This is a genomic window from Kitasatospora sp. NPDC086801, assembly GCF_044745805.1.
GTDB lineage: Bacteria > Actinomycetota > Actinomycetes > Streptomycetales > Streptomycetaceae > Kitasatospora.
Genome location: NZ_JBIVAX010000067.1, coordinates 15,937 through 30,310 on the forward strand (window position 1 = coordinate 15,937; position 14,374 = coordinate 30,310).

General features: G+C 68.7%; 4 protein-coding genes. All 4 read left to right on the plus strand.

Translation table 11 applies throughout. The features are described 5' to 3' along the window. The first annotated feature begins 165 nt into the window (after positions 1-165). Genes ACIPLC_RS36860 through ACIPLC_RS36875 form a run of 4 tightly spaced genes read left to right on the plus strand, consistent with a single transcriptional unit; the run spans position 166 to position 14,287 of the window. Positions 166-6,417, plus strand: a complete 6,252-nt coding sequence (locus ACIPLC_RS36860) for a protein kinase (protein WP_400477428.1) — start codon at positions 166-168, stop codon at positions 6,415-6,417. A 39-nt stretch (positions 6,418-6,456) separates the two neighbouring features. Further along, positions 6,457-9,381, plus strand: coding sequence for a DEAD/DEAH box helicase (locus tag ACIPLC_RS36865; protein ID WP_400477429.1), 2,925 nt, complete (start codon positions 6,457-6,459; stop codon positions 9,379-9,381). Beyond that, positions 9,381-13,532 carry an Eco57I restriction-modification methylase domain-containing protein gene (locus tag ACIPLC_RS36870; protein WP_400477430.1) on the plus strand — a complete coding sequence of 1,384 codons (4,152 nt, stop codon included), beginning with the start codon at positions 9,381-9,383 and terminating at the stop codon, positions 13,530-13,532. The genes ACIPLC_RS36865 and ACIPLC_RS36870 overlap by 1 nt, the downstream gene beginning before the upstream one ends. Beyond that, positions 13,529-14,287: a hypothetical protein gene (locus tag ACIPLC_RS36875; RefSeq protein ID WP_400477431.1), complete on the plus strand. Its 759-nt coding sequence runs from the start codon at positions 13,529-13,531 to the stop codon at positions 14,285-14,287. The genes ACIPLC_RS36870 and ACIPLC_RS36875 overlap by 4 nt, the downstream gene beginning before the upstream one ends. Positions 14,288-14,374: the final 87 nt, after the last annotated feature.

The window sequence follows — 14,374 nt, forward strand, 5'->3', positions numbered from 1 at the left end:
GGTTTCTCTTGGTGCTGCCCCGCCTCGTCAGCCCACGACCTTCGTCGGCGTGGGAGCGGCGCGCGGCGTGGCGCGTCCGAAAAACAGGGGTGTGGAGGAGTGGCAGTGGGCCTGGAGCTGATCGGTGGCCGGTTCCGTCTCTTGGGGGCGATCGGTGCCGGCAACATGGGGGAAGTTCACAAGGCCGAGGATTCGATGTCGCCGGAGGGTGGCCCGGACCGCGTGGTCGCCGTCAAGACGATCCTTCGCCGCCGCTCCGGTGCTGCTGTCGACACCTACGGGGATGTCAAGGCGGTCGAGCGCTTCGCTCGTGAGGTGCGCATCATGCGGCGCCTGGATCACCCCCACCTCAGCCGCCTTATCGACGGTGGCGTGGACGAGGAGCACGGCGGCTTGCCCTACCTCGCGATGGAGTACCTCGATGGTGAGGTCCTGCGCGACCTGATCGCGGAGGAAGGGCAGCTCCCCGTCGCCTGGGTCGCCGCGGTCGGTGCCCAGATCGCCGACGGACTCTCCGCCGCGCACACGGCCGGCATCGTGCACCGCGATCTCAAGCCTGCCAATGTGATGCTCACCAGGGGCGGCGTGGTCAAGGTCCTCGACTTCGGCATGGGTCGGATCGTCGACGACCCCGAGGATGCCAAGCTCACCAGCACCGGCGTCGCGGTCGGCACTGCCCGATACATGGCACCCGAGCAGTTCAAGGCCGAGCAGGTGACGCAGGCCGCCGACCTCTACGCCCTGGGCTGTCTGCTCTTCGAGATGCTGACCGGTGTCGCTCCGTTCGTCGGCGAGGCGGCATACGAGCTGATGCGCAAGCACATCGAGGACAGCCCGACTCCGGTGCGCCTGATCCGGCAGGACGCGCCGGCGGAGCTGGCCCGCCTGGTCGACCGTCTCCTCGCGAAGCAGCCCGTTGACCGCCCTGCCGACGCCGTCGCCGTCCGCGACGCCCTCCTCCCGCTCGTCGACCGGGACGGTGGTGCCCCGCTGCTCCCCACCTGGAGCGCGTTCGATCCGGTCTCAGCCCTGCGTGCCGCACAGCCCGCAAAGGCCGCGCCGCCCGCGGCGTCCGCTGCAGAGGCGCCCGCAACTCCCGCGACCACCACGGGTATGGACGTCTTCGGCGTCCACCGCGAGCTCATCAAGGATTATCGCTCCTTCACCGAGGGCGGGACGGTCATTCGCGACGATCGGATCGCCGCGTTCGTCGAGGACGATCTGGACGCCAAGTCCCAGTGGCCGGACCCGTGGCTGTCCTTGAACCCCTTCTTCGCCGGCGGTGGCACTGTTCTGGAGCTCGCGGGCCAGGACGTGTTGGACAAGGAGTGCGCGCGGATCTTCCAGGCGAACAAGACGAAGGACGGGACGGTCTGCGACGGCCGTCCGCTGACCTTGCATCAGCACCAGCGCGAGGCAATCGACGCGGCGCAGTCGCGCGCCTCGTACGTGCTGACCACCGGGACCGGCTCCGGGAAGTCGCTCGGATACATCGTGCCGATCGTCGACAGGGTCTTGAAGGACCGTAAGGCCGAGGGCCCGGCGGCCGTCAAGCGAGTCCGCGCGATCATCGTCTACCCGATGAACGCCCTGGCCAACAGCCAGCTCAAGGAGCTGGAGAAGTACCTCCGCGACGGCTACGGCAAGGGGCGAGAGCCCGTCACCTTCGCCCGCTACACCGGCCAGGAGGACGATGCGGCTCGCAAGGAGATCCGCGACAATCCGCCGGACATCCTGCTCACCAACTACGTGATGCTGGAGCTGATGCTCACCCGGCCCGACGATCGGAAGAGCCTCGTCAAGATGGCTCGCGGGCTGGAGTTCCTGGTCTTCGACGAACTGCACACCTACCGCGGCCGCCAGGGCGCGGATGTGGCCCTGCTGATCCGCCGGGTCCGCGAGGTGTGCCAGGCCGGCCGGCTCCAGTGCGTCGGTACCTCCGCGACCATGTCGACGGAGGGCACGGCCGAGGACCAGCGGAAGGTCGTGGCGAATGTCGCCTCGACTCTCTTCGGAGTGAAGGTCGACCCCCGGCACGTCATCGGCGAGACCCTGGTGCGGGCCACCGGCGAGGCGCCGGCGACCGTCTCGCCCGAGCGCCTCAGGGCCCCGGCCGCACCGAGGGCCTACGGCGATCTTGTCCGCGACCCACTCGCGCGCTGGATCGAGACCCGTTTCGGAATCGCCACCGATCCGGCCGACAACCGTCTCGTCCGCCAGAAGCCCGCGAAGATCGAGGAAGCCGCGGCGGAGCTGGCCGAGCAGAGCGGTGTGCCCGTCGAACAGTGCGCCGCCGCGATCCGGGCCGCGTTGGAGGCGGGCTCACAGGCTCACCACCCCGTCACCGAGCGGCCGCTGTTCGCCTTCCGTCTGCACCAGTTCCTCTCCAAGGGCGACACCGTCTACACCACCCTGGAGGGCAAGCTCAGTCGACACCTCACCCGCGGCTACCAGCTCGAACAGCCAGGCTCCGGCGGGAAGTTGCTGATGCCGCTCGCCTTCTGTCGCGAATGCGGCCAGGAGTACCTGACGGTGTGGCGCACCGAAAAGGACGGCGAGGTCCGGTACGAGGCACGCCGCGACACCTCGGCTACCGGCGGCCGTCACGGCGACGGCTACCTCTACGTCGATCACGACCGCCCCTGGCCCCACGACACCGAGGCTGCGATCGCGGACCGCAGGCTCCCCGAATCCTGGCTGGAGATCGACGACCGTGGCCAGGAAGTCGTCCGCAGGACGCACCGTGAACGGATGCCGCGAGCCATCACCGTCGACCCGTACGGCACCGAGGGGTACGGCGACCTGAAGGCCGCGTTCATCCCCTCCCCGTTCCTCTTCTGCGTGCACTGCGGCGTCTCCTACGAGCAGACCCGTGGTCGGGACTTCGCCAAGCTCTCCACCCTCGGCCAGGAGGGACGCTCCTCGGCGACCTCGCTGATCTCAGCTTCTGTGGTCCGCTCGTTGAAGTCGGTGCCGGAGGAGGCACTGGACAAGGAGGCGCGCAAGCTCCTCACCTTCGTCGACAACCGGCAGGACGCATCCCTGCAGGCCGGTCACTTCAACGATTTCGTGCAGATCACCCAGGTGCGCGGCGCCCTCTACCGGGCCGTCGTCGAAGCCGGCGAGGAGGGTGTCCATCACGAGGACCTGGCCTCGGCGGTCGCCAATTCCCTCGCGCTGGACCCGGTCGACTACGCCGGCGACGCGGCCGACCTGCCGCCCGCCCTCGCCCGCAGCGCGGCGAAGACCCTACGCGACGTGATCGCTTTCCGGCTCTACCTGGATCTCGAACGCGGCTGGCGCATCACCATGCCCAACCTGGAGCAGACCGGCCTGCTGGAGATCGACTACCAGGACCTCCGGTGGGTTGCCGAGCGCCAGGAGCGGTGGGAGAGCACGCACCAGGTGCTGCGCGACGCCGACCCGGCCCTGCGAGCGGAGGTCACCAAGGCGCTCCTCGACGAGATGCGCCGCGCCCTCGCCATCGACGTGCAGTACTTCCGGGACGACTTCGACTCCCTCCAGCGGGCCAGCGAGGAACGCCTGATCGACCCGTGGGTGCTGACGAAGTCCGACAGTCCCAAGGTCGGCACCGCGTACCCCCAGCCCTCTCGCCCCGGTCTGGACCGCTCTGGCTTGTTCCTGTCCGCCGCGGGTAAGTACGGCAAGTACCTGCGCCGGACGGACAAGGCCTTCCGCGAGCTCGACAAGGGCGACCTCCAGCTCGTCATCGAGCAGTTGCTGAAGGTGCTGGCCAAGGCCGGCCTGGTCCGCGAGGTCTCGCAGGCCCCGCAGCGCTCCGGCCGTTTCCGTCACACCACCGGGCCGGCCATCACCGGCTACCGGGTTGCGGCACAGACCCTGGTTTGGCGTGCCGGCAAGGGCGAGCGGGGCGCCCACGACCCGCTCACCCGCACCTACGCCAGCGGTGACGGCCCCCGGGTCAACACCTTCTTCCGTGACCTCTACCGCAACGCGGCTACGGAGCTGGCCGGGCTGTTCGCCCGCGAGCACACCGCCCAGGTCGATCCGACCGAGCGCGAGAACCGCGAAGAGGCCTTCCGCAAGGCTGAGTTGAAGCTGCTCTACTGCTCGCCGACGATGGAGCTGGGCGTCGACATCTCCTCGCTCAACGCCGTCATGATGCGCAACGTCCCGCCGACGCCTGCCAACTACGCACAGCGCTCCGGGCGCGCGGGCCGCAGTGGGCAGCCCGCCCTGGTCACCACGTACTGCTCCACCGGGAACAGCCATGACCAGTACTACTTCCGCCACTCCGACCGCATGGTGGCGGGCGCTGTGGCGCCGCCGCGCCTCGACCTCGCCAACGAGGACCTCGTCCTCTCCCACGTCCAGGGCATCTGGCTGGCCGCGGCCGGTCTGAAGCTCGGCCGGGCCATCACCGAGGTCCTCGACATCTCCCACCCCGATACCGGCGACCGCCCCGAACCGGCCCTCGAACTGCACCCCGACCTCCACGCCGCCTCGTGGGACGCCGACGCCCAGACCCGTACCGTCGCCGCCGCCTACCAGGTGCTGGGCCCCCTGCTGCCAGAGTTCGCCCGGACCACCTGGTGGGATGAGCGGTGGATCGAGGACCGGGTGCGTACCGTCGCCGAGCGGTTCGACCGCGCCTTCGACCGCTGGCGCGAGCTCTACCGGGCGGCGCTGGACGACCAGTACGTCCAGAACAAACGGGTCCTCGACCACAGCCTCACCGAGGGCGACCGCCGGCGCGCGGTCGGCCGGCGGCGGGAGGCCGAGACTCAGCTCAACCTACTGAAGAACGAGAGCGCGGAGAGCAAGTCCGTCCTCTCCGACTTCAACCCCTACCGGTACCTGGCGTCCGAGGGCTTCCTGCCGGGGTACTCCTTCCCCCGCCTGCCGCTCGCCGCGTACATCCCCACCACCGGCCGCCGCCGGGGCGAGGGCGACTACCTGCAGCGCCCCCGCTTCCTCGCCATCCGCGAGTTCGGCCCCGGGGCACTGATCTACCACGAGGGAGCCCGCTACCAGGTCACCCGCATCCAGCTCCCGCCGGATGCCTCCGGAGATATCACCACCAGCGAGGCCCGCCGCTGCGACCACTGCGGCTACCACCACGACCCGCGCGAGCGTGCCGATCGCTGCCAGATGTGCGACGAGCCGCTTGGCTCGGCCACCTACGGTCTGCTCCAGCTGCACACCGTGTACACCCAGCGCCGCGAACGCATCTCCTCGGACGAGGAGGAACGGCGCCGGGCCGGCTACAAGCTGGAGACCTCCTACGCGTTCCAGGACCACGGCACCCGCAAGGGCCGCCAGGACGCCCGGGTCACCGACGGCTCCGGCCCGCTCGCGGCCGTGGCTTACGGTGACTCCGCGACCGTCCGGATCACCAACGTGGGCCGGCTGCGCGCGAAGAAGGACGACCCGGCCGGCTACTGGCTGGACGTCGCGGACGGCCGCTGGATGAACGATCGCGACGCGGCCGACGCCTCCGGTGACTCCAGCGAACTGCCGGTCGTGGACGCCGACGGCAACGAGAAGCGCCGCAAGAAGCGCGTCATCCCGTACGTCGAGGACCGCCGCAACATCCTCGTCCTCACCCTCGACGAGCCGCTGCCCGAACCGATCGCGCTGACCCTGATGTACGCGCTGGAGCGCGGCATCGAGGCCGCCTTCGAACTGGAGGACTCCGAGCTCAACAGCGAACTCCTGCCGCCGAACGACGGCCCGCGCAACCGCTTCCTGTTCACGGAGGCGGCCGAGGGCGGGGCCGGTGTGCTCCGTCGCCTGCAGTCCGAGAAGGACGCGCTCGCCAAGGCCGCCCGCCAGGCGCTGGAGATCTGCCACTTCGACGAGGACGGGGTCGACCAGGGTGGCCCCCATCCGGACCGTAAGTGCGCGCGCGGCTGTTACGAGTGCCTGCTGACCTACGGCAACCAGCTCAACCACGGGCTCATTGACCGCCGCACGATCAGCTCCCTGCTGCTGCGGTTCGCCTCCGCGAGCGCGAAGCGCGACGAGCGCGGCGAGTCCCGCAGCGAGCAGTTCCGTCGGCTGGTCGCGGAACAGAGCCCGGAGCCTGAGGACGGGCCGGACGAGGCGGCTGAGTCCGTGGACGTGCTCACTCCGTTCGAGCGCGACTTCGTGACGTGGCTGAAGGACCGCGGCCTGCGTCTTCCCGACGAGACCCAGACCCTGATCACCGAGGCCAACGCGATGGCGGACTTCGTCTACCGGATCCCCGGCGTCAACCTCGCGGTGTTCGTCGACGACCACGACACCGAGACCACGGCCCTGCGCGACGAAGACGCCGAGGAACGCCTCTACGACGCCACCTGGGACGTGATCCGCTTCCCCGCCGACGGCGACTGGGACGCCATCGTCGCGCGGCACCCCCGGTACTTTGGCACCGCCCACCCGACGCGCTGATCAACGGAACCGACGAACCACTCGACGAGGATCCACCTGATGACACCCACCTACTCCACCGGTTCCCTGGTCACCGCCCGCGGCCGCGAATGGGTCGTGCTGCCCGAGAGCGCCGCCGACATGCTCGTGCTGCGGCCCCTCGGTGGCTCCGACGACGACATCGCCGCCGTCTTCCCGGCCTTCGAGGACGTCAAGGGCGCCGAGTTTGCTCCCCCCTCGCCGGAGGATCTCGGCGACCAGCGTGCCGCCGGCCTGCTCCGCTCGGCCCTGCGGATCGGCTTCCGGTCGGGTGCCGGCCCGTTCCGGTCGCTGGCCGGCATTGCCGTCGAGCCGCGTGCGTACCAGCTGGTGCCGCTGCTGATGGCCTTGCGCCAGCAGACCGTTCGGCTGCTGATCTCCGACGACGTTGGCATCGGCAAGACCGTCGAGGCGGGCCTGATCGCGAGTGAACTGCTCGCCCAGGGCGAGGCCAAGGGCCTGGCCGTGCTCTGTTCGCCTGCTCTGGCCGAGCAGTGGCAGGCCGAGCTGCGCACGAAGTTCGGCATCGATGCCGAACTCGTCCTCTCCTCCACGGTTTCGCGCCTTGAGCGGGGTTTGGACCTCGGGCAATCCCTGTTTGACCGGTACCCGAACGTGGTGGTGTCCACCGACTTCATCAAGTCCCCGCGCCACCGCGACGACTTCGTCCGGCACTGCCCGGACCTGGTCATCGTTGACGAGGCCCACACGTGCGTCGCCGCCGATGACGCTTCGGGCCCCGGCAGCCGCTCCTCGCAGAACCAGCTGCGGTACGAGTTGCTGCGCCGGGTGGCGGAGAAGGCCGACACCCACCTGCTGCTGGTGACCGCCACCCCGCACAGCGGCAAGGAGTCCGCCTTCCGCAATCTCCTCGGTTTGGTGAAGCCCGAGCTGGCCACCGTGGACCTGGACAGCAAGCGCGGGCGCGAACTGCTCGCCCGGCACTTCGTCCAGCGCAAGCGCGCCGACATCCGGCAGTACCTGACCAAGGAAGACGGCCTCAGCGACGACAGCCTCGCCGAGAAGACCGCCTTCCCCGCCGACCGGTACTTCAAGGACGAGACCTACAAGCTTTCGCCGAGTTATCGCGCTCTCCTCGACGACGCCATCGCCTACGCCGGCGACCGCGTCGAAGCGGCCGGGGCGCAGGGCAAGCGCGAGGCCCGTATCGCCTGGTGGTCCGCGATCGCCCTGCTGCGCTCGCTGGTCTCCTCCCCGCGAGCCGCCTCCCAGACCCTGACCACCCGCTCCGCCACCGCTGTCGCCGCGAGCGCGGAGGAGGCCGACCGGCTCGGCGCACCGCTCACCAGCGACTCCGCCGACAGCGACACCCTGGAGGGCCTGGACGTCGCGCCCGGCGCCGAGACGGATGACGCGGGCGCCCGGCTGGCGGCGCTCGCGGAGCGGGCCGCAGGGCTGGAGGGCACGGAGCACGACCTCAAGCTCAAGGCCCTGATCAAGCACCTGAAGGCGCTGCTGGCCGACGGCTACAACCCGATCGTCTTCTGCCGCTACATCCCGACGGCGGAGTACGTCGCCGAGGCGCTCCAGGGAAAGGGCGGCGTCAAGGCGACGGTGGCCGCTGTGACGGGCACTCTTTCGCCGCAACAGCGCATCGAGCGCATCGAGAAGCTCGCGGAGGAGGCGGGGGACAGCCTGGCGGCGCGCCGGGTGCTGGTCGCCACCGACTGCCTGTCGGAGGGCGTCAACCTCCAGCACCACTTCGACGCGGTCGTCCACTACGACCTCGCGTGGAACCCGACCAGGCATGACCAGCGCGAAGGGCGCGTCGACCGGTACGGGCAGAAGCGTGACGAGGTCCGCGTCATAACGCTCTACGGTGCGGACAACGGCATCGACGGCAAGGTGCTCGAAGTCCTCATCAAGAAGTACCGGCAGATCAGGAAGGACCTGGGCATCTCGGTGTCCGTGCCGGACGAGACCTCGGCAGGTGTGACGGACGCGATCGTCGAGTGGCTGCTGATGCGGGGGAGGGAAGGGCAGCAGGAGGGGCTGTTCGCGGTCGATGACCTGGTCGACGCGAAGGCGGCGGAGCTGGAGAAGGACTGGAACTCGGCGGCAGAGCGGGAGAAGACCTCGCGGTCCCGTTTCGCCCAGCGGTCCATCCACCCGCAGGACGTGGCGAGAGAGGTCGCCGCGATCCGTGACGCCCTGGGGAGCGCGGGGGAGATCCGCACCTTCGTGCGGGACTCCCTCAACGCGCTCGGCGCCGTCCTCCGGGACACCGGCGACGGGGACTTCACCGCGGAGGTCTCCGGAGCTCCGGCTGGGCTGCGCGACGCCCTGGCGCCCGTGGTGGGTGGTGCCGCCGTCGAGACCGGGCGTCCGATTCCGTTCCGCGCCGATCCGGCGGTCGGTCGCGGTGAGGCCGCGCTCGTCCGCACTGACCCGGTCGTGGGAGCCCTGGCCGGCCATGTCCTCAACGCCGCCCTCGACACGCTGGCTGAGGGGAGCCGACCGGCCCGTCGCTGCGGCGTCGTGACGACGGACGCGGTATCGGTGCGGACGACTCTGCTGCTGGTGCGCTACCGGTTCCACTTGACGCTGCCCTCGCGGAGCGGGGACAAGCAGATCGTCGCCGAGGACGCCCGGCTGCTCGCCTTCCAGGGCGCGCCGAAGAACGCCGTCTGGCTGCCGGATGGGGACGCTCTCGCCCTGCTTGGGGCCGAGGCCACCCTCAACACCGACGTGCACTTCGGCGAACGGACCATGACCCGCATCCTGGGGCAACTGCCGGACGTCCAGGGCTACCTGGAGTCGCACGGCGAACAGCTCGCCGCTGACCTCGACGCCTCCCACCGCCGCGTCCGCGAGGCCACCGGCGAGATCGTCCGAGGCCTGCGCGTGCGTGCGCAGCAGCCCGCCGACGTGCTCGGCGCCTACGTCTACCTGCCCGCGAACACGTCGACCGGAGAGGGCGCCTGATGTCCGCCACCACCCGCAACCAGGTCTTCTCCGCCGTCCACACGGTGGGTGGGCTGCTGCCCGCCGACATACTGGTCCGCATCGCCGAGGGCAAGGACGTCTCCGGCGCCAAGCCCGCTGATTACGGCGTCATCGGCTCGCGGTCGGTGCGTGATGACGCCGAACGCCACTGGGACTACCTCAAGGGTGTGTGGCGTGAACTGTGTGCCCGCCTCCCTGAGGACACCGAAACGGGTGCTCCCGCGGCCGACCCGACGGGCTTGGCTGTAGCGCAGTGGCTGGAGCCGCTCTTCGCCGAGTTGGGCTTCGGACGGCTGACGGCCGTCGGCGCGGCCGGCTTCCCCGCCGATAGCGACGTGGAGAAGACCTTCCCCGTCAGTCACCGCTGGCAGCACACCCTCATCCACCTCACCCCCTGGAACGCCGACCTCGACAAGCGCCTCGGCGGGGCCGGCACCGTCCCGCCGCAGTCGATGCTCCAGGAGTGCCTCAACCGCACCGAGGCGCACCTGTGGGGCGTGCTCTCCAACGGCCGCAGGATGCGGCTCCTTCGTGACTCCAGCGCGCTGGCGACCGCCGCTTATGTCGAGTTCGACCTTGAGGCGATCTTCGACGGCGAGCTGTTCAGCGAGTTCGTGCTGCTCTACCGGCTGCTGCACGTCTCGCGCTTCGAGGTGGCGGAAGGCGCGGCGGCCTCGGCATGCCGGTTGGAGAAGTGGCGCACGGAGGCCATCGACTCCGGCATGCGCGCACTCGACCATTACCGCGAGGGTGTCCAGCGGGCCATCACCGTCCTCGGCACCGGATTCCTGAAGCACAAGGACAACAGGGCACTCCGGGAGAACCTGGACGCGGACGCCCTGCACGCCGCACTGCTGCGCTTCGTCTATCGCCTGATCTTCCTCTTCGTCGCGGAAGACCGGGACGCCCTCCACCCGCCCACCGCCACTGAGGAGGCCCGCGAACGGTACGCGGCCTACTTCTCGTCCGCCCGGCTGCGCAGCCATGCCGCCCGCCGTCGGGGCACCGCACACTCGGACCTCTACCAGACGCTGCGGATCGTCCTGGATGCCCTCGGTGACGAGACCGGCCGGCCCGAACTCGGGCTCCCTGGCCTCGGCGGACTCTACGACGACGGCGCCGCCGACGCTCCGCTTCGCGGCATGTCCCTCTCCAACAATTATCTTCTGGAGGCCGTGCGCTACCTCTCCCGGATCCGCGACACGGACTCGGGGCGTTGGCGCGCCGTTGATTACCGGGGCATGGGCACCGAGGAACTCGGCTCTGTCTACGAATCCCTGCTGGAACTCGTTCCCAAGCATGGGACCGGCACCTCCGTTTTCGAGCTGGTGAACCGGCTCGGCAACGACCGAAAGAAGACCGGCTCCTACTACACGCCCAGCTCGCTGATCGAGACGCTGCTCGACTCCACCCTCGACCCGGTGATAGATGCTGCCCAGAAGCGCGGCGAACAGCGATCCACCGAGGCCGGGCAGCCGGACGCCTCGACAGCGATCGTGGACGAGCTGCTCGCCCTGACGGTCTGTGACCCCGCCTGCGGTTCCGGCCACTTCCTGGTGGCGGCAGCACGGCGGATCGCCAAGCGGGTCGCCGCTGTTCGGGAAGGCAACCCCGAGCCGACGCCCGGATCCGTCCGCCACGCCCTGCACGAGGTCGTCTCCCGCTGCGTGTACGGCGTCGACCTCAACCCGATGGCGGTGGAGCTGGCGAAGGTCTCACTCTGGCTGGAGGCCCTGGAGTCGGGGCGGCCGTTGGGATTCCTCGACGCTCACGTCAAGCACGGCAACGGCCTGATCGGCGTCACACCGGCCCTGCTGCGCAAGGGCATTCCGGACCAGGCGTTCAAGGCGGTCGAGGGCGACGACTCCGTCTACGCGACCAAGCTGGCGAAGCAGAACACGAAGGAGCGCGAGGGGCAGGGCACTCTTTTCGAGGTCGCCACGGAGACGAAGGTCGCAAACGAGGTGTTCGCGGCCGGCCTGCGTCGTATCACCGCAGCCCCCGTCGGCACCCTGCACGACGTCCATGAGCAGGCCGAGGCCTACCACGACTGGGCGGCTTCGTCGGAGTACGTCCAGGCCCTGCGCGTGGCCGACGCGTGGTGCGCGGCGTTCGTGTGGCGCAAGGCTGAGGACGCGCCGCCCGCCGTCACGCACAAGGTGTTTCAGAAGTTCCAGGACACCGGGTCCGGTGAAGTTCCTGACATCATCAGGGCGGAGGTCGAGCGACTGAGCCGGATGTACCGCTTCTTCCACTGGCACCTGGAATTCCCCGACATCTTCGCCGTACCCGATGACGCATCTGACCCGGCCGTAGACCCGGCGACCGGATGGGCGGGTGGGTTCTCCTGCGTTCTCGGCAACCCGCCATGGGACAAGGTGGACTTCGAGGATAAAAAGTACTTCAGTGTCGTTGAGCCTTCGATCGCGGCGATCGCGGGAGCGGCGCGCAAGAGGCGCATCGCAGAATGGGTAGAGGAGAACCCGCAGGAAGGCGAGCGCTACTGGGACGAGCGCCGCAAAGTGAAGTCCACCTTCCTCTTTGCGGGCAGCTCCGGAGCTTTTCCGCTCTGTGGCAAGGGGCTCACCGTCAAGGGTGTGAACTCCCTCCAGACCGACCAGCTGTTCGCCGAGCGCTTCGTCTCCATCGCTGCACCCGACGGGCGCGTAGGTTGCATCATTCCCACCGCCATTGCCACGGGGGCGGGCGCGCAGCACCTCTTCAGCAACCTCAGTCGACGCGGTGCGATCGCTTCCTTGTACGACTTTGAGAACCGTAAGCCGATGTTCGAGGCTGTGCACGCTAGCTACAGGTTCTGCCTGCTCTCCATGGTCGGCCGCGACGTACGGAAGCCTGCGGCAAAATTCGCGTTCTTCCTTCTTGATCCCGAGGACCTCGTGGGCGGCGAACGTGTATTCGAGCTTTCCCCTGAGGAAATCGGTCGCATCAATCCCAACACCGGTACGCTCCCAATCTTCCGCACTCGATGTGACGCCGACCTTACGGCAGCCATTCAGGATAGAATTCCCGTCCTGTGGAACGAGAAGGAACGGCGCGGCAACCCTTGGAGTATGCAATTTAAGCGCCTGTTCGATATGGCTGACGACTCTGATCTATTCCGTACGCGGGAGGTTCTGGAAGTAGAGGGCTGGGAGCTGCATGGAAATATCTTCGTCCGCGGGGAAGGGCGAATGCTGCCGCTGTACGAAGCGAAAATGGCTACTTTTTACAACCATCGTGCTGCCGATGTCGTCAAGAGTGCTACGGCTGTTAATCGCCAGAACCAGCCGCGCTATCTCACCATGGGCGAACTTCGGGATGCCAGTCGGCTTGCAATTCCGTTGAACTGGGTAGCTGAGGGTCTGACCAAGGTTGCCCGGAAGGGGAAGGAAGTCGAGGTTCCCGGTGTTTCCAAGCGCCTCGAAGAGGTGTATTGGGAGCATGACTGGCTCTGCGGTTGGTGCGACGTCACCGCATCCACAAACGAGCGCACCGCCATTCCAGCATTCCTGCCGCGTACGGCCGTCGGTCACACCTACCCTCTGATGCTGCCAAGAGTGGCCCCTGTTCTCGTTGCGGCCCTCATTGCCGCGCAGAGCTCGCTGGTCTTCGACTTCGTCAGCCGACAGAAGATCAGCGATGCTCACATGAAGCTGTTCATCTGGAAGCAGTTGCCCGTGCCCACCCCCGCGATGATGGAGCCGCACCTTCGTTTCATTGTTCCTCGGGTGCTCGAACTCACCTACACGGCCCGCGACATGGGCGGGCTTGCGAGAGATCTCGGTGACACCGAAGCTCCGTTCCGCTGGGATGAAATCCGACGGTCTCAGATGCGTGCCGAGCTGGACGCCTATTTCTTTCATCTGTACGGCGTGAGCTACGACGATGCGCAGTACATCCTGGGTACCTTCGTGTCCGGCTCCGGCGGCGGTCTGAAGAACAACGAGATCGCCAAGTATGGCGAGTACCGCACCGAGCGCCTGGTTCTCGCTGAGTACAAGCGCATGGCCGCCGCCGGTGTCAGCCTCACCACCCCCCTCGTTGACGGTGAGAGCTTCACCTCCACCCTCACCCCGCCCCCCGGCGAGGGCCCCCGCCACCCGGCCTCCACCGTCGAGGGAGCGCGTTGACCGACAGCATGACCGCTGCCGCCGCTGGCACGGATCCTGCCGAGGTCCGTGCGGAGCGGCGGCGGCTCGTCCAGGCGGTGGCCGCGCATCGTCGGCTGCTCGCCGGGCGGCCGGCGTTCGAGCGGGCGGATCTGCGGCGGCGCAACCGGGAAGTGCGGGACCGTACCCGTGCGCAGCAGAAGCACGACGCGGCGGTTCGGCGAGCTGATGGCGCGCACCGGCGGGCGCAGGAGTCCTGTGCCCGCCGGTTGGCCGCGCTCGACGGGAGCCGTGATAGCCGGGAGCGGGAGGCGCTCGCGGCCTTGCGCCGGCAGTTCACCGATCGGGCGGTCGCCAAATCGCCGTTGGGTCCGCAGGAGGTCAACGGCATCGGTGACGGGCTCGTCCGCGATCTGGCCGCGCAAGGCATCCGCACGGCCGCCGACTTCACTCGCATCAGCTACGAGAAGGCGCCCAACGGTCGTGGTGGGACGGTGGTGTGGATCCACCGAACCCGTGGAGGCAAGGTCCACGTCAACGGCATCGGCGAGCACCGGACCCTGATGGAGTGGCGGGACGCGACCATGGCCCGGGCCGAGGCCCGGGCGCCGCAGCAGCTTCCTGCGGACGAGCGCATGCGCGTGGATCAGATCATCGCCGAGGAGCGGCTGTATCTCAAGCGCGAGAAGGAGGAAGCCGAACAGGCGGCGAACGCGGCCCGGGCCGAGGCCGGGCAGTTGCTCGCCGAGGCGACAGCCCGCCTTGCTGCGGCCTAGTACTCCAGCTGTAGATCACGATCATGCTTGGGTCGCGGCTTGGCGTCTGTAGTGACTGGCCTGGGAACGGGCTTGATGACGACGTCT